The 26,887-nt window shown below is 61.8% G+C and carries 23 protein-coding genes; 13 read left to right on the forward strand and 10 right to left on the reverse strand.

The genetic code is table 11. From position 1 onward, the window contains the following. Positions 1-145: 145 nt before the first annotated feature. The 3 genes from emhC to OH720_RS06530 are packed head-to-tail and all read right to left on the reverse strand — an operon-like array spanning position 146 to position 5,928. The gene (emhC, locus tag OH720_RS06520; protein ID WP_272604956.1) at positions 146-1,606 is read right to left on the reverse strand and encodes an efflux RND transporter outer membrane subunit EmhC; all 1,461 of its coding nucleotides are present in this window, start codon (positions 1,604-1,606) and stop codon (positions 146-148) included. Then, positions 1,606-4,767 (reverse strand): efflux RND transporter permease subunit EmhB, encoded by a 3,162-nt coding sequence (gene emhB / locus OH720_RS06525; protein ID WP_272604957.1) that lies wholly within the window; start codon positions 4,765-4,767, stop codon positions 1,606-1,608. Before emhB ends, emhC begins: the two co-directional genes overlap by 1 nt. A 3-nt stretch (positions 4,768-4,770) precedes the next feature. Further along, positions 4,771-5,928, reverse strand: coding sequence for an efflux RND transporter periplasmic adaptor subunit (locus OH720_RS06530; RefSeq protein WP_272604958.1), 1,158 nt, complete (start codon positions 5,926-5,928; stop codon positions 4,771-4,773). Positions 5,929-6,196: 268 nt separating this feature from the next. Here OH720_RS06530 and emhR point away from each other — a divergent pair, with 268 nt between their 5' ends. Beyond that, positions 6,197-6,829: an efflux system transcriptional repressor EmhR gene (gene emhR, locus OH720_RS06535; RefSeq protein WP_272604959.1), complete on the forward strand. Its 633-nt coding sequence runs from the start codon at positions 6,197-6,199 to the stop codon at positions 6,827-6,829. A 643-nt stretch (positions 6,830-7,472) separates the two neighbouring features. On the opposite strand, the gene OH720_RS06540 is transcribed toward emhR, so the two are convergent. The 4 genes from OH720_RS06540 to OH720_RS06555 all read right to left on the reverse strand — a co-directional run bounded on the left by OH720_RS06540 (position 7,473) and on the right by OH720_RS06555 (position 10,840). Further along, complete coding sequence (locus OH720_RS06540) at positions 7,473-7,787, reverse strand: DUF3077 domain-containing protein (RefSeq protein ID WP_272604960.1); 315 nt, start codon at positions 7,785-7,787, stop codon at positions 7,473-7,475. A gap of 477 nt (positions 7,788-8,264) precedes the next feature. After that, positions 8,265-9,314 carry an alkene reductase gene (locus OH720_RS06545; RefSeq protein WP_272604961.1) on the reverse strand — a complete coding sequence of 350 codons (1,050 nt, stop codon included), beginning with the start codon at positions 9,312-9,314 and terminating at the stop codon, positions 8,265-8,267. A 21-nt stretch (positions 9,315-9,335) separates the two neighbouring features. Next, entirely contained in the window at positions 9,336-10,502 is a 1,167-nt protein-coding gene (locus OH720_RS06550) for an MFS transporter (protein ID WP_272604962.1), read from the reverse strand. A gap of 35 nt (positions 10,503-10,537) precedes the next feature. Next, positions 10,538-10,840 (reverse strand): ArsR/SmtB family transcription factor, encoded by a 303-nt coding sequence (locus OH720_RS06555; RefSeq protein ID WP_175392598.1) that lies wholly within the window; start codon positions 10,838-10,840, stop codon positions 10,538-10,540. Between the two features lie 171 nt (positions 10,841-11,011). Here OH720_RS06555 and OH720_RS06560 point away from each other — a divergent pair, with 171 nt between their 5' ends. After that, positions 11,012-11,590 (forward strand): acyl carrier protein phosphodiesterase, encoded by a 579-nt coding sequence (locus OH720_RS06560; protein WP_272604963.1) that lies wholly within the window; start codon positions 11,012-11,014, stop codon positions 11,588-11,590. 126 nt (positions 11,591-11,716) lie between these two features. On the opposite strand, the gene OH720_RS06565 is transcribed toward OH720_RS06560, so the two are convergent. Both OH720_RS06565 and olsB read right to left on the reverse strand, forming a co-directional pair. Beyond that, positions 11,717-12,508 carry a lysophospholipid acyltransferase family protein gene (locus OH720_RS06565; protein WP_272604964.1) on the reverse strand — a complete coding sequence of 264 codons (792 nt, stop codon included), beginning with the start codon at positions 12,506-12,508 and terminating at the stop codon, positions 11,717-11,719. Further along, on the reverse strand, positions 12,508-13,263 hold the full coding sequence (olsB, locus tag OH720_RS06570) for an L-ornithine N(alpha)-acyltransferase (protein WP_272604965.1): 756 nt from the start codon (positions 13,261-13,263) through the stop codon (positions 12,508-12,510). Before olsB ends, OH720_RS06565 begins: the two co-directional genes overlap by 1 nt. Positions 13,264-13,419: 156 nt before the next feature. Here olsB and OH720_RS06575 point away from each other — a divergent pair, with 156 nt between their 5' ends. The 9 genes from OH720_RS06575 (at position 13,420) to OH720_RS06615 (ending at position 22,795) form a co-directional block, all read left to right on the forward strand. After that, positions 13,420-14,298, forward strand: coding sequence for an acyl-CoA dehydrogenase family protein (locus tag OH720_RS06575; protein ID WP_272604966.1), 879 nt, complete (start codon positions 13,420-13,422; stop codon positions 14,296-14,298). Positions 14,299-14,454: 156 nt separating this feature from the next. After that, the gene (locus tag OH720_RS06580; RefSeq protein ID WP_272604967.1) at positions 14,455-15,549 is read left to right on the forward strand and encodes a serine hydrolase domain-containing protein; all 1,095 of its coding nucleotides are present in this window, start codon (positions 14,455-14,457) and stop codon (positions 15,547-15,549) included. After that, complete coding sequence (locus OH720_RS06585; protein WP_272604968.1) at positions 15,546-15,869, forward strand: amidase; 324 nt, start codon at positions 15,546-15,548, stop codon at positions 15,867-15,869. The genes OH720_RS06580 and OH720_RS06585 overlap by 4 nt, the downstream gene beginning before the upstream one ends. A 147-nt stretch (positions 15,870-16,016) precedes the next feature. Continuing rightward, positions 16,017-17,192: a M20 aminoacylase family protein gene (locus OH720_RS06590; protein ID WP_272604969.1), complete on the forward strand. Its 1,176-nt coding sequence runs from the start codon at positions 16,017-16,019 to the stop codon at positions 17,190-17,192. A gap of 81 nt (positions 17,193-17,273) precedes the next feature. Further along, positions 17,274-18,584, forward strand: coding sequence for a citrate-proton symporter (locus OH720_RS06595; protein ID WP_272604970.1), 1,311 nt, complete (start codon positions 17,274-17,276; stop codon positions 18,582-18,584). 2 nt (positions 18,585-18,586) lie between these two features. Next, positions 18,587-20,029, forward strand: coding sequence for an amidase (locus OH720_RS06600; RefSeq protein ID WP_272604971.1), 1,443 nt, complete (start codon positions 18,587-18,589; stop codon positions 20,027-20,029). A 69-nt stretch (positions 20,030-20,098) separates the two neighbouring features. Then, positions 20,099-20,869, forward strand: a complete 771-nt coding sequence (locus OH720_RS06605) for an IclR family transcriptional regulator (RefSeq protein ID WP_272604972.1) — start codon at positions 20,099-20,101, stop codon at positions 20,867-20,869. 176 nt (positions 20,870-21,045) lie between these two features. Further along, complete coding sequence (locus tag OH720_RS06610) at positions 21,046-21,636, forward strand: YceI family protein (RefSeq protein WP_272604973.1); 591 nt, start codon at positions 21,046-21,048, stop codon at positions 21,634-21,636. 1 nt (position 21,637) lies between these two features. Further along, positions 21,638-22,795: a phospholipase D-like domain-containing protein gene (locus OH720_RS06615; RefSeq protein ID WP_008055579.1), complete on the forward strand. Its 1,158-nt coding sequence runs from the start codon at positions 21,638-21,640 to the stop codon at positions 22,793-22,795. Between the two features lie 132 nt (positions 22,796-22,927). Here OH720_RS06615 and bglX read toward each other — a convergent pair whose 3' ends face one another. Further along, on the reverse strand, positions 22,928-25,219 hold the full coding sequence (gene bglX, locus OH720_RS06620) for a beta-glucosidase BglX (RefSeq protein WP_008055580.1): 2,292 nt from the start codon (positions 25,217-25,219) through the stop codon (positions 22,928-22,930). Positions 25,220-25,466: 247 nt separating this feature from the next. Between bglX and OH720_RS06625 the strand changes: the two genes are divergently transcribed. Then, entirely contained in the window at positions 25,467-26,072 is a 606-nt protein-coding gene (locus OH720_RS06625) for a LemA family protein (RefSeq protein WP_008055581.1), read from the forward strand. A 29-nt stretch (positions 26,073-26,101) separates the two neighbouring features. After that, positions 26,102-26,854 (forward strand): TPM domain-containing protein, encoded by a 753-nt coding sequence (locus tag OH720_RS06630; protein WP_272604974.1) that lies wholly within the window; start codon positions 26,102-26,104, stop codon positions 26,852-26,854. Positions 26,855-26,887 lie beyond the last annotated feature (33 nt).

Consider the following 26,887-nt stretch of genomic DNA (forward strand, 5'->3'; position numbering starts at 1 on the left):
CCACAATGGACCGCATTTTTTCTGAAGGAACTGGGTCAACTGTGGGAGCGAGCCTGCTCGCGATGGGGCCATCACAGGCACCACAACTTTCCCGCACCCAATAAAAAGCCCACCAAAAGGTGGGCTTCGTGTTTTCACCGCGCTATCAGAAATACTTCATCTTCGGCGCTTCTTCTTTCAACGGCTCGTTCTTCGCCGTCTGTTCATTCCAGCCACCGCCCAGGGCTTTGTACAGGTTGACCTGGCTGACCAACTGCGCCAGGCGGTCGGTGATCAATGCCTGTTGGGCACTGAACAGCTGGCGCTGGGCATCGAGGAAGGTCAGGTTGCTGTCGACACCGATGCGGTAGCGACGCTCGGCCAGGCGGTAGTAGTCCTGGTTGGCATTGACGAAATCCTGCTGTGCCTGCAACTGCTGCACGTAGGTCTGGCGCGCGGCCAGGCCGTCGGCGACTTCCTGGAAGGCCGTCTGGATGGACTTCTCGTAGTTCGCCACGCCAATGTCTTTCTGGATTTTCGAGTAATCCAGGCTGGCGCGCAGGCTGCCGGCGTTAAAGATCGGCAGGTTGATCTGCGGCTGGAACAGCCAGGTGCCCGAACCACCCTTGAACAGGCCGGACAGGTCCGGGCTCAGGGTCCCGGCGTTGGCCGTCAGGCTGATGCTCGGGAAGAACGCTGCCCGCGCCGCGCCAATGTTGGCGTTGGCGGCCTTGAGGTTGTACTCGGCTTGCAGGATGTCCGGACGACGCTGCAGCAAGTCCGACGGCAGGCCAGGCGGTACTTCGGCCAGCAGGTCGTCGTTCAGCGGTTTGGCCGCTTGCAGGTTGGTCGGGATGCCGGTGCCGAGCAGCAGCACCAGGCTGTTTTCATCCTGGGCGACCTGACGGGTGTACTTGGCCAGTTGCGCACGGGCGTTTTCCACCGAGGTGCGCGACTGCGCCAGGTCCAGGGCCGAAGCGACCCCCACTTCGTTGCTGCGGGCGGTGAGCTTGTAGCTCTCCTCGAACGCGGCCAGGGTGTCCTGGGTCAGCTTGTACAGTTCCTTGTCGGCCTGCCAGGTCAGGTAGGCATTGGCCACGCTGGCCACCAGGCTGATCTGGGTGCTGCGCCGACCTTCTTCGGTGGCGAAGTACTTCTGCAGGGCTTCTTCGTTCAGGCTGCGAATCCGGCCGAACATATCCAGTTCATAGGCACTGATGCCAACCGTGGCCGAATAGGAACTGGTGATGCCTGCCTCGCCGGATTGCGAAGCGTCAGCCGGCAAGCGCTGACGGCTGCCGGTACCGTTGGCCGACACGGCCGGGAACAGATCGGCGCGCGAGATGCGGTATTGAGCCGCAAAGGCATCGATGTTCAAGGCCGCGACACGCAGGTCACGGTTGTTTTCCAGGGACAGCTGGATCAGCTGCTGCAGTGCCGGGTCATGGAAAAACTGCTTCCAGCCCTGCTCGGCAGCGGCCTGCGCCGGTGCCTGGGCCGGCGAGTACGCCAGGCCCTGCGGGTATTGATCGGCCACCGGAGCGTCCGGTCGCTGATAGTCAGGTATCAGCGAGCAGCCACTGAGCACGAAGGCGGCGACTGCCAGGGAGAGTAGCGACTTGCTCATTAGCCAGCCTCTTTAGAAGGTTCAATAGCGTCTTGCTGGTCGACGTTTTTACGCTGACCCAGGGCCGACACAGTGACGAAGAACAGTGGGACCCAGAAGATCGCCAACACGGTTGCCGTGATCATACCGCCAATCACACCGGTACCGATTGCATGCTGGCTACCGGAACCTGCGCCCGTGGAGATCGCCAGGGGTACCACGCCGAGCACGAACGCGAGCGAGGTCATGATGATCGGTCGCAGACGCATGCGGCAGGCTTCGATGGCCGCGTCGCGCAGGCTGCGCCCTTGTTCGTGCAGCTCCTTGGCAAATTCGACAATCAGGATGGCGTTTTTCGCCGCCAGGCCGATGGTCGTCAACAAGCCCACTTGGAAGTACACGTCGTTGGACAGGCCGCGCAGGCTGGTGGCCATCAGCGCACCGATGATCCCCAGCGGCACCACCAGCATCACCGCGATCGGAATCGACCAGCTCTCATACAGCGCCGCCAGGCACAGGAACACCATCAGCAACGACAGGGCGTACAGCGCGGGTGCTTGCGAACCCGACAGACGTTCCTCGTAGGACAGGCCGGTCCAGGAAATACCGACACCGGCCGGCAGTTTCTTGGCGATGGCTTCGACTTCGGCCATCGCTTCACCGGTGGAGTAACCCGGTGCCGGGGCGCCGAGGACTTCCACCGCTTCCACGCCGTTGTAACGGGCCAGTTTCGGCGATCCGTAAATCCACTCACCCTTGGCGAACGCCGAGAACGGCACCATGGTGCCGACGCTGTTGCGCACGTACCACTTCTGCAGGTCTTCCGGACTCATGCGTGCACCGGGCTGGCCTTGCACGTAAACCTTCTTCACCCGACCGCGGTCGATGAAGTCGTTGACGTAGCTACTGCCCAGGGCGATCGACAGGGTGTTGTTGATGTCGGCGATGGTAATGCCCAGGGCACTGGCCTTCTCGTCATCGATTTCCAGCTGGTATTGCGGCTCATCGTTCAAGCCGTTCGGACGCACTTGCGTCAGGATCTTGCTTTGCGCCGCCATGCCGAGGAACTGGTTGCGGGCTTCCATCAGCTTGTCGTGACCGATGCCGGCGCGGTCCTGCAGGAACACGTCGAAACCGGTGGCGTTACCCAATTCCAGTACCGCCGGTGGCGCGAAGGCAAACACCATGGCGTCGCGGAAGGTGAAGAAGTGTTGCTGGGCGCGGGCGGCGACCTTGAACACGCTGTTGTCGGCGTTACGATCTTCCCACGGGCGCAGCATGATGAACGCCATGCCCGAGCTCTGGCCGCGGCCGGCGAAGTTGAAGCCGGTCACGGTAAACACCGAGTTCACCGCATCGCCTTCACCGCCATCCTTGCCCGGACGCAGCAGGAATTCACGCATTTCGTCCACGACCACCTGGGTGCGCTGGGCCGTCGAACCGGCGGGGGTCTGTACTTGGGCGAACAGTACGCCCTGGTCTTCTTCCGGCAGGAACGCGGTTGGAATGCGGGTGAACAGCCAGATCATGCCAACGACGATGATGATATAGGCCAGCAAGTACGGCGCCTTGTGCGTGAGCATGCTGCCCACACCACGCTCGTAGCTTTTCACGCCGCGGTCGAAGTTGCGGTTGAACCAGCCGAAGAAGCCGCGTTTCGGGGTGTGGTGCTCGCCCTTCGGAATCGCCTTGAGCATGGTGGCGCAGAGCGCCGGCGTGAAGATCAGGGCAACCAGTACCGACAGGGCCATGGCCGAGACGATGGTGATCGAGAACTGTTTGTAGATCACACCGGTGGAGCCGCTGAAGAACGCCATTGGCAGCAGTACCGCCGACAGCACCAGGGCGATACCCACCAGTGCGCCCTGGATCTGGCCCATGGACTTCTTGGTGGCTTCTTTCGGTGACAGGCCTTCTTCGCTCATCACCCGTTCGACGTTTTCCACCACGACGATGGCGTCGTCCACCAGCAAGCCGATGGCCAGCACCATACCGAACATGGTCAGGGTGTTGATGCTGAACCCGGCTGCCGCGAGGATGCCGAATGTACCGAGCAATACCACCGGCACCGTCATCGTGGTGATGATGGTGGCGCGGAAGTTTTGCAGGAACAGGAACATCACCAGGAACACCAGCCCGACCGCTTCGACCAGGGTGTGAACCACGCCCTTGATCGATTCGGTCACCACCGGCGTGGTGTCGTACGGGAACACCACTTCCATCCCTTCAGGGAAGAATGGCTTGAGGTTGTCGATGGTCGTGCGCAGGGCCTTGGCGGTATCCAGGGCGTTGGCGCCGGTGGCCAGTTTCACGGCCAGGCCGGACGCCGGGGCACCGTTGAACTGGGCGTTGATGCTGTAGTTTTCACCGCCCAGGCCGACGCTGGCGACATCTTTCAGGCGAACCTGGGAGCCGTCCTTGTTGACCTTGAGCAGGATCTTTTCGAATTGCTCAGCGGTCTGCAGGCGGGTCTTGCCGATGATCGTCGCGTTCAGCTGCGTGCCGGGCAGGGCGGGCAGGCCGCCGAGCTGGCCGGACGACACCTGGACGTTCTGTGCGGCAATGGCGGTTTTGACATCGATCGGGGTCAGGTTGAAGTTGTTCAACTTGGCCGGATCGAGCCAGATGCGCATGGCGTACTGGGAACCGAACACCTGGAAGTCGCCGACACCGGCGGTCCGCGAGATCGGGTCCTGCATGTTGGACACGATGTAGTTGGACAGGTCGTCCTTGGTCATGCTGCCGTCACGGGAAACCACGCCGATGACCAGCAGGAAGTTCTTCACCGCCTTGGTCACGCGGATACCCTGCTGCTGCACTTCTTGCGGCAACAGCGGGGTGGCCAGGTTCAGCTTGTTCTGGACCTGGACCTGCGCGGTATCGGAGTTGGTACCTTGCTCGAAGGTCGCGGTAATGGTCATGGTGCCGTCGGAGTTACTTTCCGAAGACACATAACGCAAGTTGTCGATACCGTTGAGCTGTTGCTCGATCACCTGGACCACGGTGTCCTGCACGGTTTGCGCCGAAGCGCCCGGGTAGGTCACGGAGATGGCGATGGCCGGCGGCGCAATGCTCGGGTACTGGTTGATCGGCAGTTTGAGGATCGATAGAGCCCCGACCAGCATGATCACCAGGGCGATTACCCAGGCGAAAATCGGACGGTCGATGAAGAATCTGGACATGAATTACTCCCCTTGGCCGCTGGAAGCCTGCTCAGCGGGCTTGGCGGGGGCCGGGTTTTTTGCGCCGACGTTGGTCGCGTCAGTGGGCTTGACTTCGATGCCAGGCTTGACGAATTGCAGGCCTTCGGTGATCAGGCGATCGCCGGCCTTCAGGCCGTCCTCGATCAGCCATTGGTTGCCGACGGTACGGTTGGCCTTGAGCTGACGCAGTTCGACCTTGTTGTCGGGACCCACGACCAGCGCGGTCGGCGTGCCTTTGAGGTCGCGGGTGACACCTTGCTGCGGCGCCAGGATCGCGGCGCTGTTCACGCCTGCCTGCAACTGGGCGTGTACGAACATGCCCGGCAGAAGCGTGTGATCAGGGTTCGGGAACACGGCGCGCAGGGTGACGGAGCCGGTGGTCTGGTCAACCGAGACCTCGGAGAACTCCAGCTTGCCGTCCAGTTTGTACTGGCTACCATCCTCGAGGGTCAGTTTGACTTTCGCGGCGTTGTCGCCGGCCTTTTGCAGGCGGCCGCTTTCCAGTTCGCGGCGCAGCGCCAGCAGCTCGACCGAGGACTGGGTGACGTCGACGTAGATCGGATCCAGTTGCTGGATCACCGCCATCGCTTCGGTCTGGCCGTTGCTGACCAGCGCGCCTTCGGTGACCGACGAACGACCGATACGGCCGGTCAACGGCGCATACACCTTGGTGTAGCGCACGTTGATCTGGGCGGTTTGCAGTGCGGCTTCCGATTGCAGGCGGTTGGCCACGGCGGTGTCGTATTCCTGGCGGCTTACGGCCTGTTCGTCGACCAGTTGCTTGTAGCGGTCGGAGACCGACTTGGTCGAACGCAGGTTGGCTTCGGCGCTTTTGAGCGTAGCGTCATAAACCGACGGATCGATCTGATACAGCTGCTGGCCGGCCTTGACGTCGCCGCCTTCCTTGAACAGACGCTTGAGAATGATGCCGTTGACCTGTGGGCGCACTTCAGCAATGCGGAACGCACTGGTACGGCCCGGCAGCTCGGACGTCAACGTAAACGTTTGCGTCTGCAGGGTGACGACGCCGACCTGAGGCGGTGGTGGGGCCGCAGGGGCCTCTTCCTTTTTACATCCGCTGAGCAGCGATGCCAGGGCGACGGCGGCGACCAGAGCGGTAACAGCTGGCTTGAATTGCATGAAAATCCTCGGGTCAGGCGCGAAAAAAACGCACAAGAAAAGATTGAAGGTTAAAAAGTGAGGGCCGAGTGGATAAGTAGCATGCTAAGGAATATACTTACATTCATGGCTGTTTGTAAATAGCCGGGTCATGTAACCCGAGCCCTTACAACCGCCGTTGAAAGGTCCGAATCGTAGGTCCGGGGACGATACCCGAGAGCACTCGCCCCGCTTTTATTCAGCTGATATCCAGACATCGCTGAAGCATCCTGATTGAGGTTGTACTGCCATGGTCCGTCGTACCAAAGAGGAAGCTCAAGAAACCCGCAGCCAGATACTCGAAGCGGCCGAAAAAGCCTTTTTCGAGCGGGGTGTGGCGCGCACGACCCTGGCGGACATCGCGACCCTGGCCGGCGTCACCCGCGGGGCGATTTACTGGCATTTCAGCAACAAGGCGGACCTGGTGCAGGCCATGCTCGACAGCTTGCATGAGCCCCTTGATGAACTGGCCAAAGCCGCTGAAAGCGAAGACGAGCCCGATCCGCTGGGCTGCATGCGCCGGTTGTTGATTCATTTGTTTCATGAAGTTGCTCTGGATCCCAAGACCCGACGCATCAACGAGATTCTGTTTCATAAGTGCGAGTTCACCGATGAAATGTGCGATCTGCGTCAGCAACGTCGGACCGCTAGCCTGGACTGCAACATGCGCATCGGCCTGACCTTGCGTAATGCCGTCAATCGTGGGCAGTTGCCGGAAGATCTCGACACCGTCCGTGCGGCTGTGAGCATTCATGCCTATATAGACGGCTTGCTGTACCAATGGTTGCTGGCCCCGGACAGCTTTGAACTGCACACCGAGGCCGAGCGTTGGGTCGATATCGCGCTGGACATGCTGCGTTTCAATCCCAGCTTGCGTAAGTGAAACAAAATGCGTAATCGGCTTCCCATGTGTCAACCGCTGAAGCCTTAGATGAACAGTTCTTCACGGGCGTTGTGGCGCAAGGGTGCTTTTATATACGCCTGTTTGGCAGGTTGACAGGTAGCAGGCTCAGTATTTTGTAGGGATTTTGTGTCGGCCGCGTAGGAGCGAGGCTTGCCCGCGATGGCGGCCTGATAGCCGACCTATGTTTTGTTGACTGTGTACATATCCATTGCTGCGGTAACGGCCACTTATGGTTTCGCCCTGACGGCCGACTCCCTTTGGCAAACGCCCCAAAGGAAGCAAAGGTCTCGCCCCGGCGTCCGGCCCCTCGCTAAGGCTCGGCGTTCCTTCGCTCCGGCATCCATCCGGGGGCATCGCCCTCCGGTTGGCTTCGCTGGCACCTACATGCGATGTGTTCGACTGCGTCGAACGGCGCTGCGCGCCAATCCCCGGATGGACACCTCCACTCAGCCTCCCGAAGGGGCGGGTGGATCAAAATCAAAAACAGCCGAGGCGAGCTGACACTCGACCTCATTGTTGGCGCAGTCCCCCTGTAGGAGCTGCCGAAGGCTGCTCCAACAAGGCTAAAAAGCGATATCCAATTCTGAAAAGCCGCAATACGCCACTTTATTATGTGCATGAGTTATCGCTGTTGCGTTGCCTGCCTACTCTTGCGATCAACCCCTCGCTCCAACACCTTCGCCACATCATCGATCACCGCTTTGCTCATCGCAGTCAGGTAATGCGCGGCCCAGGCGTGGTGGTCGGAATCTCGGGCGTAAGCGGCATCCACGGTCAAGGACTTGGCGAGGAACAGCAGGTCGGAGGCTTGAGCCAGGGCGTCGGCGACGGGGACGTCTCGACAGACGTGGAACAGAGGTTGATTCGAGAGATACAGGAAGGGTGTGAAACCGACGGTTTTTAGTTCTGATGGTGAGGGCGGGTTTGTTTTGGTCATGAGATTGCTCCAGGGTTCAAGGAGCTGCCGCTTTCGTTACCACACGAAAGGGTGGCAGCTGTACGCAGGGTGGTAAACCGGGAACCAAGGAAACCGGCACGCCCGAAGGCGTCCCACGCACAGCCGCCATAACTCAAAAACACAGACGTTCAAAACGTCCTAGTTCATGCTGAAGGCACAGTCGCGCTGGTTTCTCCGGGTTACCACACCCGATCACTACATCGGCAGTGACAACCGGAGACTATCCCGTCAAAGAAAAGCGCAACAAGGCATCAAAGTGCCAAAAGCGAAATTCGGAGTTTGCCTACAAGGTCCTAAGGCGTCATCCGATAATTCGACACCTTAGGTAAACGCACATAAACATCTGGCATAAACAAATCGACGTTTTTGTTTCTGGGGTTTCTGGGATTACGTGAAAACCCAAAAAAAGCCCCGGCTCATAAGAGTCCAGGGCGTTTGCATTTCAACGGCTGACGATTACAACGTCGGGTAGTCGATGTAGCCGACCGGGCCTTTACCGTAGAACAATTCCGGACGCGCCTCGTTCAGCGGCGCATCAGCCTTCAACCGTGCAGGCAGATCCGGGTTGGCAATGAACGGCACACCGAAGGCGACCGCATCAGCCTTGCCGCTCGCCAGCCAGGCGTTGGCAGTGTCCCTGGTGAAGCGTTCGTTGATGATGTACGGGCCGCCGAAGGCTTCCTTGATCTGTGGGCCGAGGCTGTCGTCGGCTTCTTTTTCGCGCGAGCAGATGAAGGCGATGCCACGTTTGCCCAGTTCGCGAGCGACGTAGGTGAAGGTTTCGGCGAGGTTGTCGTCACCCATGTCATGGGAGTCGGCGCGTGGTGCCAGGTGCACACCAACGCGGCCGGCGCCCCAGACTTCGATCGCGGCGTCGGTCACTTCCAGCAACAGGCGGGCACGGTTTTCCAGGGAGCCGCCGTATTGGTCGGTGCGCTGGTTGGTGCTGCTTTGCAGGAACTGGTCGAGCAGGTAGCCGTTGGCTCCGTGGATTTCCACGCCATCGAAACCGGCGGCCTTGGCGTTTTCGGCACCCACGCGGTAAGCATCGACGATGTCGGCGATTTCAGCGGTTTCCAGCGCGCGGGGCGTCGGGTAATCGGCCAGCGGACGCACCAGGCTGACGTGGCCTTTCGGCTGGATGGCGCTCGGGGCGACCGGTTTTTCACCGTTCAGGTACGACTCGTGGGACACCCGGCCGACGTGCCACAGCTGCAGGAAGATCTTGCCGCCCGCGCCGTGGATCGCCTTGGTGACGTTGGTCCAGCCGCGCACCTGGTCGTTGGACCAGATGCCCGGGGTGTCCGGGTAGCCGACGCCCATCGGGGTGACCGAAGTGGCTTCGCTGAGGATCAGGCCGGCCGAAGCGCGTTGTACGTAGTACTCGGCCATCAGCGCGTTGGGTACGCGGCCTTCGTCGGCGCGGCAGCGGGTCAGCGGGGCCATGATGATGCGGTTGGCCAGTTCGAGGTCGCCCAGTTTGATCGGATCGAAAATAGTCGTCATGAAATAGCTCTCTTGTGAAGATCAGTTGGTAACAGGGGCCAGTTCGGGGTCGCCGCTCTGACGGAAGGTGATCAGGGTCGCCAGCAGGGCGAGTACCGCCAGGGCCGCTGCCGCCAGGGGCACGCTGGTCAGGCCGAAACCGTGGGCGATGACGCTGCCGCCGACCCAGGCGCCCAGGGCATTGCCGACGTTGAAGGCGCCGATGTTCAGGGTTGAGACCAGGTTCGGTGCGGCCTTGCCGTAGGTCACCACGTTCACCTGCAGGGCAGGCACGGCGGCGAAACACGCGGTGGCCCAGAGGAACAGGGTGATTTCGGTGGGGATCAGCGCGACGCTGGTCCAGGTCAATACGGTGGAGACCACGGCCATGGCGATGAAGACGCCGATTAGCGTTGCCGCCAGGCCCTTGTCCGCCAGCTTGCCGCCGATGATGTTGCCGACGGTCAGGCCCAGGCCGATGAGCATCAGGGTCCAGGTGACGCCGCGGGGCGAGACGCCGGTGACTTCGCCCAACAGTGGCGCTACATAAGTGAACAGGGTGAACACCGAGGCGGCGAACAGCGCGGTCATGCTCAGGGACAGCCAGATACCGGCACCCTTGAGCGCACGCAGTTCGGCGCGCATGTCGAGTTTTTCTTCATCGCGCTTGGCCGGCAGGAAGCGAACCAGGCCGATCAAAGCGATCACGCCGATCACGGTCACCGCCCAGAAGGTCGAGCGCCAGCCGGCCTGTTGACCGAGCGCGGTGCCCAGCGGTACGCCGAGGACGTTGGCCAGGGTCAGGCCGGTGAACATCAGGGCCACGGCCGAGGCGCGTTTGTTGGCGGGCACCAGGCCTGCGGCCACCACCGAACCGATGCCGAAGAACGCACCGTGGCACAGCGCCGTCACCACACGGGCAAACATCAGCACGTTGTAGTCACTGGCCACCGCGCAGAGCAGGTTGCCGACAATGAAGATGCCCATCAACGCCACCAGGGCGGCCTTGCGCGGCAGCCGGGCGGTGGCCAGTGCCATGAACGGCGCACCAATGGCCACGCCCAGGGCGTAACCGGTCACCAGCCAGCCGGCGCCGGGGATCGACACACCGAGGTCGGCCGCCACATCGGGCAGCAAGCCCATGATGACGAACTCGGTGGTGCCGATGGCGAAGGCGCTTAACGCCAATATGAGTAGCGAGAGGGGCATGGGTGGATTCCTTGTCGGCTGGCTGACGTAAAGGGTCAGAGCTCTTTGCTGAAGATGCGGAGGAACTCCTGGATGGTTTCCTCGTTACGTTTGAAGAAGTGCCACTGGCCGACTTTTCGGCTGCTGATCAGGCCGGCGCGTTGCAGGGTGGCCAGGTGTGCGGACACCGTGGATTGCGACAGGCCGCAACGTTGATCGATCTGCCCGGCGCAAACGCCGTGCTCGTTGCTATGGGACTGATCGGGGAATTCGACGGTCGGGTCTTTGAGCCAGTGCAGGATGTCTCGCCGTACCGGGTGCGCCAGGGCTTTTATTATTTCGTCGAGGTCAAGGTTCATGGTCGGGGGCTCGTGATTAGTAAAACGCTATATCGCGATGAAGCGAACTTTAAATCGGTATTTCGCGATATACCAATATGATTTCGATCTGATGGCCGAACAAATCGGTATATCGGGTTATAACGATACGAGGATTGTATAGGGACAAGGGCGCGGTGCTAAGCTGCGCCCATGAACTATCTCGCACATCTTCACCTCGGTGGCCAGCGTCCCGGTCAATTGCTCGGCAGTCTCTATGGCGATTTCGTCAAGGGACGGCTGCAAGGGCAGTTCGATCCGGAAATCGAAACGGCCATCCAGCTGCATCGCAGCATCGACGTGTTCACCGATCGCCATCCGTTGGTGGATGTTGCGTTGTCGAGGTTTTCCCTGACGCGCCGGCGCTATGCCGGGATCGTGCTCGACGTGTTTTTCGATCATTGCCTGGCACGGGACTGGACGCTGTACGCGGACCGGCCGTTGGAGCTGTTCACTTCGGACGTGTACCGGGTGCTGTCCACCCAATCCCAGCTGCCGGAACGCCTGGCGAAAATCGCGCCGCACATGGTGGCCAATGACTGGTTGGGGTCTTATCGGGAATTCGAAGTGCTGGAGCAGGTGTTGCGGGGGATTTCCCGGCGCTTGACCCGGCCGGAGGAACTGGCGGCGGCGATGCAGGAATTGCGAGTGTTGTATGAGCCGTTGAGCGAGGATTTTCGGTTGTTCTATCCGCAGTTGCAGGATTTTGCCCGAAACCATCCACCAACATAGACCCCCTGTGGGAGCGAGCCTGCTCGCGATAGCGGCATGTCATTCAACATCGTCGTTGAATGTTAGCCCGCCATCGCGAGCAGGCTCACTCCCACAAGGTTTTGCATTTCTTCAGGGGGTATTGCGTCAGGCTGCGATAGCGGGTCGCATCGGGGCTTGCTGGGTTTGCGGAATCGCCCCAAACAACGCCTTCTGCACCGCCTGCTGCGCGTCGAACGCCAGTGCTGCACGCTCACGTCCTTCGCAAGCGATCGGCTTGAGCAGATGAATCTCCACCGCGCCGCGGTCATTGCCAAACAGGCGCATCAGGTGCGACAACAGATCATCATCGCCAATGAACGGCGCCAGTGTGTCGGGCTCGCCGTTGCGCACATATCGAATCGCCACTGGTTGCAGCGCCACTTCGGAGTCGATGGCGGCTGACAGCAAGCGACCATGGAAAGTGCGCAGCGAGCGACCATCGGTGGTGGTGCCCTCCGGGAACATCAGCAGCGGATGTTCCTGTTGCAGATGGCGGGTCATCTGTTTGCGGATCAACTGGCTGTCGCCGGAACCGCGACGGATAAACAGGCTGCCGGCCTTGGCTGCCAGCCAGCCCGCCACCGGCCAGGTGCGCACTTCGGCCTTGGACAGGAACGACAATGGCGTGAGCATGCCCAGCAGTGGGATGTCGGTCCAGGATATGTGGTTGCTGACCCAGAGCATCGGCGTTTTCGGCAACTCACCGTGCACCGTCACATCGAAGGGCAGGGCGTTGCTCAGGCGCGCCATGAAAAACCGCGACCAGCGCTGGCGGCGCTCCATCGAATGGCTCAGCCCCAGCCGCTCGAAGATACCAAACACGGTGGCCATGCTCAGGCCGAGCCCGACCACCAGCAACACCCGTGCGATTCGCGCATACACGCGCAACCGACGCATCACACAGCCGCCTTGAAGTGTTTGGCGTAGCGCGGGCAAAGCTCGTCGCGCTTGAGCAGGATGAACACATCGGCCACCTGGAAATCTTCGTCCCAGCACGGCTCGCCGCAGATCTTCGCGCCCAGGCGCATGTAGGCCTTGAGCAGCGGCGGCATTTCGGCGATCACGTTCGAGGGAATATCCAGGGTCGGCAGCGGTTTTTTCGGTTCGGCCCGCAGGTGTTCGGTGCACAGGTAACGTTCGCGCAGGCGCTGCATGATGGCGTGGGCCTGGATTCCGCCGTCCTGCATCGGAATGCTCGCGCAGCCCATCAGGTAGCTGTAGCCGCCCTGGTTCAGGACTTCCGCCAGTTCGCCCCAGAGTACGGCGATGGTGCCGCCGTTGCGGTAGGCCGGGTCGACGCAGGTGCGACCGATTTCCAGGATCGGGCCCTTCAAGTGAACCAGGCCGTGCAGGCTGAACTCTTCTTCGCTGTAGAACTTGCCCAGGCTGCTGGCGGCGGTGTGGTCGAGCAGGCGGGTGGTCGCCACCAGGCGCCCGGTGTTCAGGTCGCGCACGCCGATGTGGGTGCAGTGAACATCGTAGTCGTCCATGTCCAGACCCAGCTCCGCGCCTTTGAGCTTGGCGTTGAACTCGCCGCTGAACACGTTGAAACGCAAGGCCTGTGCCTCTTGCAAAGCCTCGGCGCCTATCAGACGTTCGGCTTGCAGGCGGCGTTCGTTGCCGGTGTCGCTGATGCGGGCGATCTGAGTCATGGCGAATCTCCGTGCGGGCTGCTCACCCGTCTTGGGGGTTACAGCGAATCGACTTTCTTTATCCAGCCGTGTTGTGCAAAGTCAGGCTATGTAGCCCCGGTGTCATCGCCATGAAGCTTTGGTGATGCTTGTATGACAGCCCACAAGGAGCCTCTTATGCCCTGGCAAACCCTGTTGAACCGCCACGCTCGCTTGCCCGCCAACCCGGATCTGGGTGAGGGGTTCGCAACGTTGTTGCAGCAGTTGGGCAACGTCACGCCGTTTGAACTGGCCGTGGTCGGTGCACGCTTGATGGCGACGCCGGGGCTGGCGTTCCTGGTGGGCTATCAGGCGGCGTTGCGCATGCTGTGGCCCAGCGCGCCGTTGAGCCTTGGCGCGCTGTGCGCGACCGAGCAACGCAGCCTGCGGGTGGCTGACATGCAGACCCGTCTGCACGATTTGCGCTTGAGTGGACGCAAGGATTTCGTCACCGCAGGCGATGCCGCCGACTGGCTGCTGATTGCCGCCCGCAGCGAACAGCAAGGCGACGCGCCGCGCCTGAGCCTGGCGGTGGTCTACCCCGATGAGCCGGGCGTGCGGGTGGAAAAATTGCCGCCGATGCCGTTGATGCCGGACATCAGCCATGGCCGCTTGTTTCTGGATGGCGCACTGTGCGAATTGCTTGCGGGGGACGGCTGGGATGCCTACGTCAAGCCGTTCCGAACCCTGGAGGACATCTATGTCTTGAGTGCCATGACCGCCTGGCTGTACGGCGTCGGCCAGGACAGTGACTGGCCGCAGCCCTTGCAATTGCGCTTGCTGGCGCTACTGGCGGGGTGTGCGGAGGTCAGTCGGCACCCCCCCGCCAGTCCGGCGGGGCATGTGTTGCTCGGTGGGTTGTTTGCGCAGTTCGAGGGGCTCAAGGCTGAAGTGAATCAGGCGCTGGCCGAAGGAGCGCCGGAGTGGGCGGCGATGTGGCAGCGCGATCAGGCGGTGATGGATCTGGCGGCGGGGGCGCGGGGGAAGCGATTGGCCAAGGCTCTTGCGGTGTATTGACGGCCGTCATCGCGAGCAGGCTCACTCCTACAGGGGAATGCATTTCAAATGTAGGAGTGAGCCTGCTCGCGATAGCAATCTTATTGGCAATACCAATCCCGGAATTGTCATCAACCTCGTCTAGGCTCAGCAGGTTCATCGCCACGAGCCCCCGCCATGCCCAAAGGCCTGTCCCTGTTTTTTATGCTATTGCTCAGTCTCACGGTCCACGCTGAAGACTGGCCCACTGAGCAATGGCCCACGGGCCCAACCATCACCGGCCCGGCGCTTCAGGCACTGGAGGCATACGCCTTCCCACCCCGCGACGACACCACCCGCCAGGGCATCCGCACCGACGCCTTGCTCGTCATCCGTGACGGCCGGTTGATCTACGAACGCTACGCCGGCCCGACCACCGCCCAGACGCCGCGCCTCACCTGGTCCATCAGCAAAAGCCTGATGGCCACGGTCCTCGGCGTGGCGTATGGAAAGGGCCGGTTCAGGCTCCAGGACCCGGTGGCCGAATTTTACCCGCCACTGAAAAAACACCCGGACATGACCATGGCCGACCTGCTGCACTGGGCCTCCGGGATCGACTGGCAGGAAGACTACGAATACGCACCGTTGAAGTCGTCGGTGGTGGCCATGCTCTACACCCGTGGTCACTCGGACATGGCCGCGTTCACGGCCGATCACGACACATACGCCGCACCGGGGCAGGCGTTTCGCTACTCCAGCGGTGACAGCAATCTGTTGTCCGCCGCACTGAAAACCATCGTCGGTCCGGATCGCTACGCGGACTATCCGTGGACCGCGCTGTTCGAGCCTCTGGGAATTCGCCAGGCGATCTGGGAAACCGACGCCACCGGAACGTTCGTTGCTTCGTCCTATGCCTACCTCACCGCCCGCGATCTGGCCCGCATCGGTCTGTTGATGGCGCGGGACGGTCGCTGGGGCGATAAACAACTGCTGCCCAAGGACTGGGTTGCATTCAACCGCAAACCCTTCGCGGGCTATCGCGCCAACCAGGAGGATGCGGTGCCCGGCGGCCACTGGTGGCTCAATCGTGCAGTAGGCGGGGGCGCTCGACCCTGGCCCGATGCGCCCGCCGACACCTTTGCCGCGCTGGGCCATTGGGGCCAGGCGATGTACGTGATTCCGGGCGCGAACCTGGTGATCGTGCGCTACGGCGATGACCGCGACGGCAGTTACCGGCACAACGAATTGCTCAGGCTTGCGCTCCAGACGTTTGCCGGGAAGGAGCAGCCATGAGCGCTTTCATTCGTCGCCGTCCTTTCAGCTCGCTGCTGCTGATGCTGTTGCTCGCCTTGCTCGGCTGGATCTGGCATGAGCGGGTGGCGCTGTGGGCGTTCCCCGACATCATCAGCGCCTACACCGCGAAGGAATATTGCTCGTGCCGCTACGTGATGAACAACGACGCCAAATATTGTCGTGGCTATGTCAAACAGTGGCTGCCCACCAGCGGGTTTGCCGATGATGTCGCCAGCAAGCGCATCACCGTCAGCGGCTTGGGGCGTAGCAACAGCGCTGAGTGGATTGGCGAACACCAGGGATGTCGCCTGAACCCCTGACCTGCAGGTTCCATCTAGTGGAACCACATTCGATTGTCCTCGCGCGTGACTCGCGGTTATCTGGTGACGAACGCGACCTGCCTTTGATGTGTCGCGACATCACAGCGAACAAAAAGAACGGGAATACACCCGGCCCGAGGAAATCCCATGACCCGACATCAGCACATTCTTGCCTGGCTCAACGACGTCGCCAGCGACCTGCATGCCACCCGCCAGGACATCCACGCTCATCCGGAGCTTGGCTTCGAGGAAAACCGCACTTCGGCGCTGGTCGCCAGGTCGCTTGAACAATGGGGTTACGAAGTACACACCGGCATCGGCAAGACCGGTGTGGTCGGTGTGCTGCGCAACGGCAGCAGCCCGCGCAAACTCGGGATACGGGCGGACATGGATGCGCTGCCGATCATCGAGAATACCGGGGCGGCCTACAGCAGTCGGCATCAGGGCTGCATGCACGCCTGCGGGCACGACGGCCACACCACGATGTTGCTGGGCGCGGCGCGTTACCTGGCGGCGACTCGCCAGTTCGATGGCACCCTGACCCTGATTTTCCAGCCCGCCGAAGAAGGCCAGGGCGGCGCCGAAGCGATGCTCGCCGATGGCCTGCTCGAACGTTTTCCCTGCGACGCACTGTTCGGCATGCACAACATGCCAGGCTTGCCAGCGGGGCATCTGGGTTTTCGCGAAGGGCCGATGATGGCTTCGCAGGATTTGCTCAGCGTGACCCTCGAAGGCGTCGGCGGGCACGGTTCGATGCCGCACCTGGCGGTCGACCCCTTGGTGGCGGCGGCCAGCGTGGTCATGGCCCTGCAAACCGTGGTCGCGCGCAACATCGATGCGCAGCAGGCGGCGGTGGTGACGGTCGGTGCCTTGCAGGCCGGGGAGGCGGCCAACGTCATTCCGCAGCAGGCGATCCTGCGTTTGAGCTTGCGTGCACTTAATGCTGAAGTCCGCGAGCAAACCCTGGAGCGGGTGCGCGCGATCATCGAATCCCAGGCCCAAAGCTTCGGTTGCAGTTCGAAAATCGAACACCGTCCGGCCTACCCGGTACTGGTCAACCACGCCGCCGAAACCGAGTTCGCCCGGCAAGTCGGCGTCGAGTTGGTCGGTGCCGATGCGGTCGATGGCAACACCCCCAAACTCATGGGCAGCGAAGACTTCGCCTGGATGCTGCAACGCTGCCCCGGCGCCTACCTGTTCATCGGCAACGGCGTGTCGCGGCCGATGGTTCACAACCCCGCCTACGACTTCAACGACGACATCCTGCTGACCGGGGCTGCGTATTGGGGCGCGCTGACCGAGAGCTGGCTCAAGCCGGCCTGACCCTTTCACTTTCTACTGCCGCTGGACCGGGCGCGTCATGTCGCGCCTGGCATCACCCAACAGGTTTTTGGAGAGTTCCCCATGCACACTTCGAGCACAGGTGTTTCGCGCACCCGGCAGGTGGTCGCTGCCGTTATCGGCAACGCGCTGGAATGGTATGACTTCATTGTTTACGGCTTTCTGGCGAGCATCATCGCCCGGCAGTTTTTCCCTTCCGAGGACGAATACGCGTCGTTGCTGATGGCCCTGGCGACCTTCGGCGTCGGCTTTTTCATGCGCCCGGTGGGCGGCATCCTGCTGGGCATGTATTCGGACCGTAAAGGCCGCAAGGCGGCGATGCAGATGATCATCCGCCTGATGACCGTGTCGATCGCGCTGATCGCCTTCGCACCCAACTACGCCGCCATCGGCATGGGCGCGCCATTGCTGATCGTGGTGGCGCGGATGCTCCAGGGTTTCGCCACCGGCGGCGAATACGCCAGTGCCACGGCGTTCCTGGTGGAAAGCGCGCCGGCGCACCGCAAGGGTTTGTACGGTTCGTGGCAATTGGTCGGGCAATGCCTGGCGGTGTTTTCCGGGGCGGGCATGGTGGCGTTGTTCACCCATCTGCTGACCCCCGAGGCCCTGGACAGCTGGGGCTGGCGGATTCCATTCATGATCGGCCTGTTGATTGGCCCGGTCGGCCTGTGGATTCGCAAGCACATGGAGGAACCGGAAGAGTTTCTCGAGGCACGCAAACAGGCCAAAGGCGCAAGCCCGGGTTTGCTGCAAGTGATTCGCGAACATCGCCGCGCCATTCTGGTGTCGATGGGCCTGGCGTGCGGCGCGACGGTGTCGTTCTACGTGGTGTTGGTGAACATGCCGACCTTCGCCCACAAAAACCTCGGCTTGCCGCTGGATCAGGTGCTGCTGGTGCAAATGCTCGCGGTGGCGGTGATGACTGTGGTGATTCCGCTGTCCGGCGCGTTGTCGGACCGTCTTGGTCGCCGTCCGGTGTTGATGGCCTTCACCCTGGCGTTTTTCCTGATGGTCTATCCGCTGTACGTGTGGGTTGCGGCGGCGCCCTCGGTGGAACGCTTGCTGGTGATGCAACTGCTGTTGTGCAGTTCTATTGGCGGCTTCTTTGGCCCGGCACCGACGGCGCTGGCCGAGCAGTTTCCGATTGAAGTGCGTTCCACCGGGGTGTCGGTGGCCTATAACGTTGCGGTCATGGTGTTCGGCGGTTTCGCCCCGCTGATCGTCACTTGGCTGAGCAAGGTGCTGGCCACACCGGTGGCGCCATCGTTCTACGTATTGTTCGCTTGCCTGCTGACGCTGTTGGGCACTTACTGCATGCAGGAAGCACCACGGGCAAAGAGACCAGTTGCACTTAACCTTGGGGTGAAACCTTGAGCATGAATCCGATTGTTGAAATGGACGCCGATGCGTTGTCCCAGGCCATCCACGGGCGCGAGGTGTCCTGCCGTGAAGTGATGCAGGCCTATCTGGCACAGATCGATCGCTTCAATCCACAGGTCAATGCGCTGGTGTCGCTGCGACCTGCCAAGGAGCTTTTGGCCGAGGCCGATGTTTGCGACCGAGAACTGGACCAGGGCCAGTCCCGCGGCTGGATGCACGGCATGCCGCAAGCGGTGAAGGACCTGGCGGCCACCGCCGGATTGCGCACGAGCATGGGTTCTCCGCTGTTCGCTGAACAAGTTCCACAACACGACGCCATCAGCGTGGCGCGGGTGCGTGATAGCGGCGCGATCATCATCGGCAAGACCAACGTGCCGGAATTCGGCCTCGGCTCGCACACCTACAACAGCGTGTTCGGCACTACCACCAATGCCTACGACCCGACGTTGAGTGCCGGTGGCAGCAGCGGTGGGGCGGCGGTGGCGCTGGCGCTGCGCATGCTGCCGGTGGCCGACGGCAGTGACATGATGGGCTCGCTGCGTAACCCGGCGGCGTTCAACAACGTGTTTGGCTTGCGTCCGTCCCAGGGCCGCGTGCCACATGGCCCGCAGCCGGAGGTGTTTGTCCAGCAACTGGCCACCGAAGGGCCGATGGGCCGCACCGTCACCGATGTCGCGCGCTTGCTCGGGACCCAGGCCGGGTGCGACCTGCGCGTGCCGTTGTCGTTGAATCAGGACCCGCAGATATTCCATCAGTCGCTGGCGCAGGACTTCAGTGAGGTCCGCGTGGGTTGGCTGGGCGACTACAACGGCTATCTGCCGATGGACCCTGGGGTGATGAGCCTGTGCGAGTCGGCGCTGCAGGACTTTACGGCCCTGGGTTGCAAGGTCGAAGCCTGTCAGCCGGACTTTTCCATGGAACGCCTGTGGCAGACCTGGCTGGTGCACCGTCACTGGCTGGTGCAAGGCGGCCTCGGCGCGTTGTATGCCGACCCGCGCAAGCGCGAACAACTCAAGCCCGAAGCCATATGGGAAATCGAGGGTGGCCTGGGCCTGACGGCGGCGGATGTCTATCAGGCCTCGGTCAGTCGCAGCGAGTGGTATCGCGCCTTGAACGAGTTGTTCAAACGTTACGATTTCCTGTTGTTGCCCACGGCGCAAGTGTTCCCTTTTGATGCACAAACCCCTTGGCCGCGGGTCGTCGGCGGGCAGGACATGGACACCTATCACCGCTGGATGGAGGTGGTGATCGGGCCCACCCTGGCCGGTTTGCCGAGCATGAACGTGCCGGTGGGATTCAACCCGGCGGGGTTGCCGATGGGCCTGCAAATCATCGGCCCGGCCCAGGCTGACCTTGCGGTGTTGCAGCTGGCTTATGCCCATGAGCAGCTGACGCAATGGGTCACGCGCCGCCCGCCCGGGTGTCTGCAAAATGGGTGAAACCGGCGGGCAGGCCCGCATCTTGCTGTAGAAAGCGATCATCCATCAGCGCCCAAGGAGATCGGAGACATGGACAGCAAGGTAGAAACCGGCAGCGTACGTTCCGTCGAGCGCGCTTTGGCGATCGTCGAGTTGCTGGGCGAGCATCAGGCGCTGGGCCTGGAGGAATTGCACTACCTGACCCGCCTGCCCAAGGCCACGGTGTCGCGCATGCTGCTGACCTTGCAGGAACAAGGCTGGATCTATCGCGGCTTGAGCGACCGGCGTTATCGCTTGTGTGCCAAGCGCCTGTTCGGTGACAGTCGACAGCGCTTCAAGCGGCGCCTGGTGGAAAACGCCGCGCCGCTGTTGCTGGAGTTGAGCGAGCGCACCGGGCTGGTGGCCGACCTGTCGTGCTTCGATGGCGAACGGGTGGAGGTGATGGAAAGTGCGATCCCTTCGAACCTGCGCAAACGTTACCCCAACAACTGTCAGATCGTTGGCCAGCACGCCAGCCTGTTTCATTCGGCCATGGGGCGGGCTTGCCTCGGTGAGCTGGAAAGTCATGAAGTGCAGCGCTTGGCCGAGCGTGAGCGGCTGAGCGACGAGTCGCTGTTCAGTTCCACGCAACAGGCATTGCATCAAGGTTTCGGCCAGCGTACCGAAGGCTACTGGGAGTACCCGGTGCGTTTACCCTTCCTGATTCGCGCGGTGGCCTTGCCGATTCACACCGATGGTCGACTGGTCGGCAGCATGGCGTTGCATTGGCCGATGGATCAGGCGCCGGTGGAGCGGGTGCTGAGCCTGCACCTGAACAGCCTGGCCGCCACGATTGGCGATGTGCAGCAGGCGATGGCCTGATTGACTCCTGACCTGTAGGAGCGAGCCTGCTCGCGATGGACTCAAGAGCACCACGTTTATCCTGCAGCCCCGCGTTATCGTTAACGACCATCGCGAGCATGCTCGCTCCTACAAGTTTGCAATTGGCTCGTGGGCAGTTAAGGTTCAGCACAGGTTTATCTGCCCCACGAGTTTCTATGTTCAAGCGGTCTGTCACCAAAACCCTTACCTGCCTGCTGTTGGCGGGCGCTTCGCTGTCGGTCCAGGCCAACTGGTACCTGGACGGCGAATCCTCGCGGCTGTCGTTCGTCAGCACTAAAAACGCCAATATTTCCGAAGTGCAGCGCTTTCTGGTGTTGCATGGCAAAGTCGATCCCAACGGCAAGGCCGAGGTCGAAGTCGAGCTGGAATCAATCAACAGCGGCATTCCCTTGCGCGACGAGCGCATGCGCAAGGACCTGTTCGAGGTCCAGACCTTTGCCGAAGCGCTGATCACCACGCAAATCGACCTGCGGCCGATCAACGACCTCGCGCCGGGTGCGCAACTGGAATTACGCCTGCCGCTGACCGTCGACCTGCACGGCAAGCAACACACCTACAACGCCGAACTGCTGGCCACGCGCCTCGATGACCGGCGTTTCCAGGTGGTGACGCTGGAACCGGTGGTGATCGATGCCCAGGACTTCGATCTGGCGCCCGGCCTGGAAGCGCTGCGCAAGGTCGCCGGCCTGTCGGCCATCAGTCTGTCGGTGCCGGTGGGTGCGGTGCTGATCTTCACGGCGCGTTGACATGGCCGGGCCGATCTTTCCCTGGCGTGAAGGCAATCGCTTCGAGTTGCTGGTTGATGGCCCGCAATTTTTTCCGCGCATGCTGGTGGCGATTGCCCGGGCCGAAGAACAGGTCGAGCTGGAGCTGTACCTGGTGGAGGCGGGCGCCTGTGCCGAAGCCATGGTGCAGGCATTGGTCCAGGCAGCCGAGCGCGGTGTGCGGGTGCGCTGCCTGTTCGATGATTATGGCAGCCTCGCCTTTACCCTGACCCTGCGCCAGCGGCTCACGGCCGCCGGTGTCGAGCTGCGCTTCTACAATCGCCTGAGCTGGCGGCGCTGGGTCGGCAACTTCTACCGCGATCACCGCAAGCTGCTGCTGGTGGACCAGAGCATGGCCGTGGTCGGCGGCACCGGTGTAACGGATGAATTCTGGACGCCGAACGAAGACGTCAGCGAGTGGCACGAAGTGATGGTGGAAATCACCGGCCCGCTGGTGCTCGACTGGCAATTGCTGTTCGACCGCCAATGGATCGCCAACCGCCATCGTCGCGCCTGGCGACCGGCCTCGCATTTCGGTCTGCCGCGCTTGCCCCGCGTGCCGGCCATGGGCGAGGGCATGGGCCGGGTCGCCTATGCCGACGCCCGCCAGCACCGGGACATCCTGCAATCGCTGATTCGCGCGTTGAACAGCGGGCAGAAGCGGATCTGGCTGGCCACCCCGTATTTTCTGCCGACCTGGAAAGTCCGCCGGTCACTGCGCCGCGCGGCCTCCCGCGGTGTCGATGTGCGGCTGCTGCTGACCGGGCCACGCACCGATCACCCGTCTGTGCGATATGCCGGGCATCGCTACTACCCGCGATTGCTCAAGGCCGGGGTGCAGATCTTCGAGTACCAGCCGTGTTTCCTGCACCTGAAAATGGTCCTGGTCGATGATTGGGTGAGCATCGGCTCGTGCAATTTCGATCACTGGAATCTGCGTTTCAACCTGGAGGCCAATCTTGAAGCGCTGGACCCTGGACTGACCCGTGACGTGGTGGCGAGCTTCGAGAAGGACTTCTCGCTGAGCCAGGAAGTCAGCCTGGAGGCGTGGCAGCGCCGGCCGCTGTGGAAGCGGGTCAAGCAGCGGGTGTGGGGATGGGTGGACCGGTTGGTGGTGAATCTGCTGGATCGGCGGGGATAGTCGCTACACCCAAAAAACACTGTGGGAGCTGGCTTGCCAGCGATGGCGGCCAGGCAGTCAACAGAGATGTTGAATGTGAAGGCCTCATCGCTGGCAAGCCAGCTCCCACAGGTTTTTGCAGTGTTTGCGGGGTTACAGCAGTTCGAAGCTCTGCTGCGTCACATCCTGGGAGTCCAGGCCGATCTGCACGTTGAACTTGCCCGGCTCTGCTGCGTACTTGAGCTGGGCGTTGTAGAACTTCAGGTCATCCTCGGTGATGGTGAAGTGCACGACTTTCTGCTCGCCGGCCTTGAGCATGACTTTCTGGAAGTTCTTCAGCTCCTTGAGAGGGCGGATCATCGAGCCCGTCTCGTCCTGGATGTACAGCTGCACCACGGTTTCGCCGTCACGCTTGCCGGTGTTTTTCAGCATGACACTGGCGTCGAGCTTGCCGGTCTTGTTCAGTGTGGTCGACGACAGCGCCATGTCGCTCAGGCTGAAATCGGTGTAGCTCAGGCCATAGCCGAACGGAAACAGGGGACCGGTGGTGTCATCGAAGTACTGCGAGGTGTAGTTGCCCGGCTTGCCCGGCGTGAACGGCCGTCCAATGCTCAGGTGGTTGTAGTAGGTCGGAATCTGCCCCACCGAGCGCGGGAAGGTGATCGGCAGTTTGCCCGACGGGTTGTAGTCGCCGAACAGCACATCGGCGATGGCGTTGCCGCCTTCGGTGCCGCTGAACCAGGTTTCGAGGATCGCGTCGGCCTGTTCTTTCTCTTCCAGAATTGATAGCGGACGACCGTTCATCAGCACCAGTACCAGCGGTTTGCCGGTGGCTTTCAGGGCACGGATCAGCTCGCGCTGGTTTTCCGGGATGTTCAGGTCGGTGCGGCTCGACGATTCGTGGGACATGCCGCGGGACTCACCGACAGCGGCAACCACCACGTCAGCCTCCTTGGCCGCCTTCACCGCCTCGTCGATCAGCACGTTGGCCGGACGCGGATCATCCACCACTTCCGGGGCGTCGAAGTTGAGGAAGTTCAGGTAATCGAGGACTTTCTTGTCGCTGGTGATGTTGGCGCCACGGGCGTAGATCAGCGTCGATTTGTCACCGATTACATGACTCATGCCATCGAACAGGGTCACCGATTGCGCCGGACGACCGGCGGCGGCCCAGCTGCCCATCATGTCGATCGGGGCCTTGGCCAGCGGGCCGACCAGGGCGATTTTCGCGGTTTTCTTCAGCGGCAGGGTTTCGCCCTGGTTCTTCAGCAACACCAGGCTGCGGCGCGCCACATCGCGGGCCTCGGCCCGGTGCAGGCGGCTGTCGGCGTAGGTGTCGGCCGGATCGTCCTCGGCCTTGCCGATGCGCAGGTACGGGTCCTTGAACAGGCCCATGTCGTACTTGGCGTCCAGCACCGCACGCACGGCATTGTCGATGTCGCTCTGCTGGATCTCGCCGGCCTTGAGCAGCCCTGGCAATTCCTTGCCGTACAGGGTGTCGTTCATGCTCATGTGGATGCCGGCCTTGATCGCCAGCTTCGCCGCCTCACGGCCATCGCGAGCGACGCCGTGCTTTATCAGCTCGAAAATCGCACCGTGGTCGCTGACCGCCAGGCCCTTGAAGCCCCATTCCTTGCGCAACAGGTCGTTCATCAGCCAGGTGTTGGCGGTGGCCGGCACGCCGTTGATCGAGTTCAGCGCGACCATCACCCCGCCAGCGCCGGCGTCAATCGCAGCGCGGTAGGGTGGCAGGTAATCCTGATACATCTTGACCGGGCTCATGTCGACCACGTTGTAGTCGCGACCCCCTTCGACCGCGCCATACAGGGCGAAGTGCTTGACGCTGGCCATGATGCTGTCGGCGGCGTTGGCGCCGGCACCCTGGAACGCCTTGACCATCACCCCGGCAATGCGCGACACCAGGTAGGTGTCTTCGCCGAAGCCTTCGGACGTGCGGCCCCAGCGTGGGTCGCGGGAGATGTCGACCATCGGTGCGAAGGTGATGTCGAGGCTGTCAGCCGCGGCTTCCTTGGCGGCGATGCGCCCGGACAGGCCGATGGCGTCCATGTCCCAGCTTGAGGCCAGGGCCAGCGGGATCGGGAAAATGGTGCGGTGGCCGTGGATCACGTCGTAGGCGAAGAACATCGGGATCTTCAACCGGCTGCGCATGGCCGCGTCCTGCATCGGACGATTTTCCGGGCGGGTGATCGAGTTGAACGTACCGCCGATGTTGCCGGCCGCGATTTCCTTGCGGATCAGCTCCCGGGGCATTTCCGGGCCGATGCTGATCAGGCGCAACTGGCCGATTTTTTCATCGAGGGTCATCTGCTTCATCAGGTTGCTGACGAAAGCGTCCTTGTTCTCCAGAGGTGCGGGCGTCGTGGCGGCCAGTGCGTTATGACTGGCCAGGCTGACGAACAGGCCCAGCAAACACAGCTTCTTCATGAATAGTTTTCTCAAGGGCCCAAGCGGCGATGTACACGCCGGCCAGCCAAAATTTAGGGAGCGACTATTGTTGTTCGGGTGCTGACTCAAAAAATGGCAGCAGAATGCCCGATGCGATTTTTGCGCAGGGCATCTTTTAGCCCATTTGCCCCGACGTAATCCAGTGCCGCGCCGATTATGCCCGAAGAGCCGGCCGAGAGGGTCGCCGGTTGTTTTTTCCATGAAATGTGAAGGGAGTATCACCCTGATGAATGTTCGACAGTCCTACCGGTCGAGGCTGCAAGTCGCCACCTTGCTCATGCTGGCCACGTTGCTGACCGCCTGCGGTATCAACAACATCCCGACCCTCGATGAGCAGGCCAAGGCTGCCTGGGGGCAGGTGCAGAACCAGTATCAGCGCCGTGCCGACCTGATCCCCAACCTGGTGGAAACCGTCAAAGGCTATGCCGCCCATGAAAAGGAAACCCTGACGGCCGTGATCGAAGCCAGGGCCAAGGCCACCTCGATCCAGGTCGACGCCTCCACGCTCGACAACCCGGAAAAGCTCAAGCAGTACCAACAGGCCCAGGATCAGCTCAGTGGCGCCTTGAGCCGCCTGATGGTGGTGTCCGAGCGTTATCCGGACCTGAAGGCCAACCAGAACTTCCTGGCCCTGCAATCGCAACTTGAAGGCACCGAGAACCGGATCAGCGTGGCCCGACGCGACTTCATCCTGGCGGTGCAGAAATACAACACCGAGATCCGCACCTTCCCCGGTCGCCTGTGGCACACGGTGATGTACAGCAACCTGCCGGAACGCGAGACTTTCGAGGCCACGCCGGGGTCGGAGAAACCGCCCGAGGTTAAATTCTGATTGCAGTGTCACCACGGACGAGGTTGCCCATGCGCGTGTTGAAAGCTGGCCTGGTGCTGGTGCTGTGGGTATTTGCCCTGGCAGCCCTGGCTGATTTGAAGTTCCCGGAGCTGACCGGACGGGTGGTGGACAACGCCCAGATGATCGAGCCTTCGGTGCGCGAGCAGTTGACGCAACAGCTTCAGGCCCATGAAAAGGTCACCGGTGAGCAGCTTGTGGTCGTGACGTTGCCGGACTTGCAGGGCACCGACATCGCCGATTTCGGCTACCAACTGGGCCGCTACTGGGGCATCGGCCAGAAAGACAAGAACAACGGCGCGCTGCTGATTGTTGCCCGCGAGGAGCGCAAACTGCGCATCGAAGTCGGTTATGGCCTGGAAGATCGCCTGACCGACGCCCAGAGTTCGGTGATCATCCACCAGGTCATCACCCCGGCGTTCAAGGCTGGCAACTACAGCAAAGGCATCAGCGACGGGGTGGCGGCGATGCTGGTGGTATTGGGTGGCAATCCCCTGGACGAACCTTCGACAGTCTATGAATCCGGCGGCGACCCGAGTGATGATTTCATCGCGCGGCATCCGGGGGTTTTCGTGTTTCTGGTGTTGTTGTTCATCCTGACAGTATTTGTTTGCCAGATGCTCGGTATCCTTCCTGCGGGTCGAGGCGGTTCCGGTGGTTCCGGTGGCGGATTTGGTGGCGGTGGTTTCGGCGGCGTTGGTGGCGGGGGCTTCAGCGGTGGCGGGGGCAGTTTCGGTGGCGGCGGTTCGTCGGGCGGCTGGTGATGGTATGGCAGAAAAAACAATAGCGAGCAGGCA

This window comes from Pseudomonas sp. WJP1 (assembly GCF_028471945.1).
GTDB lineage: Bacteria > Pseudomonadota > Gammaproteobacteria > Pseudomonadales > Pseudomonadaceae > Aquipseudomonas.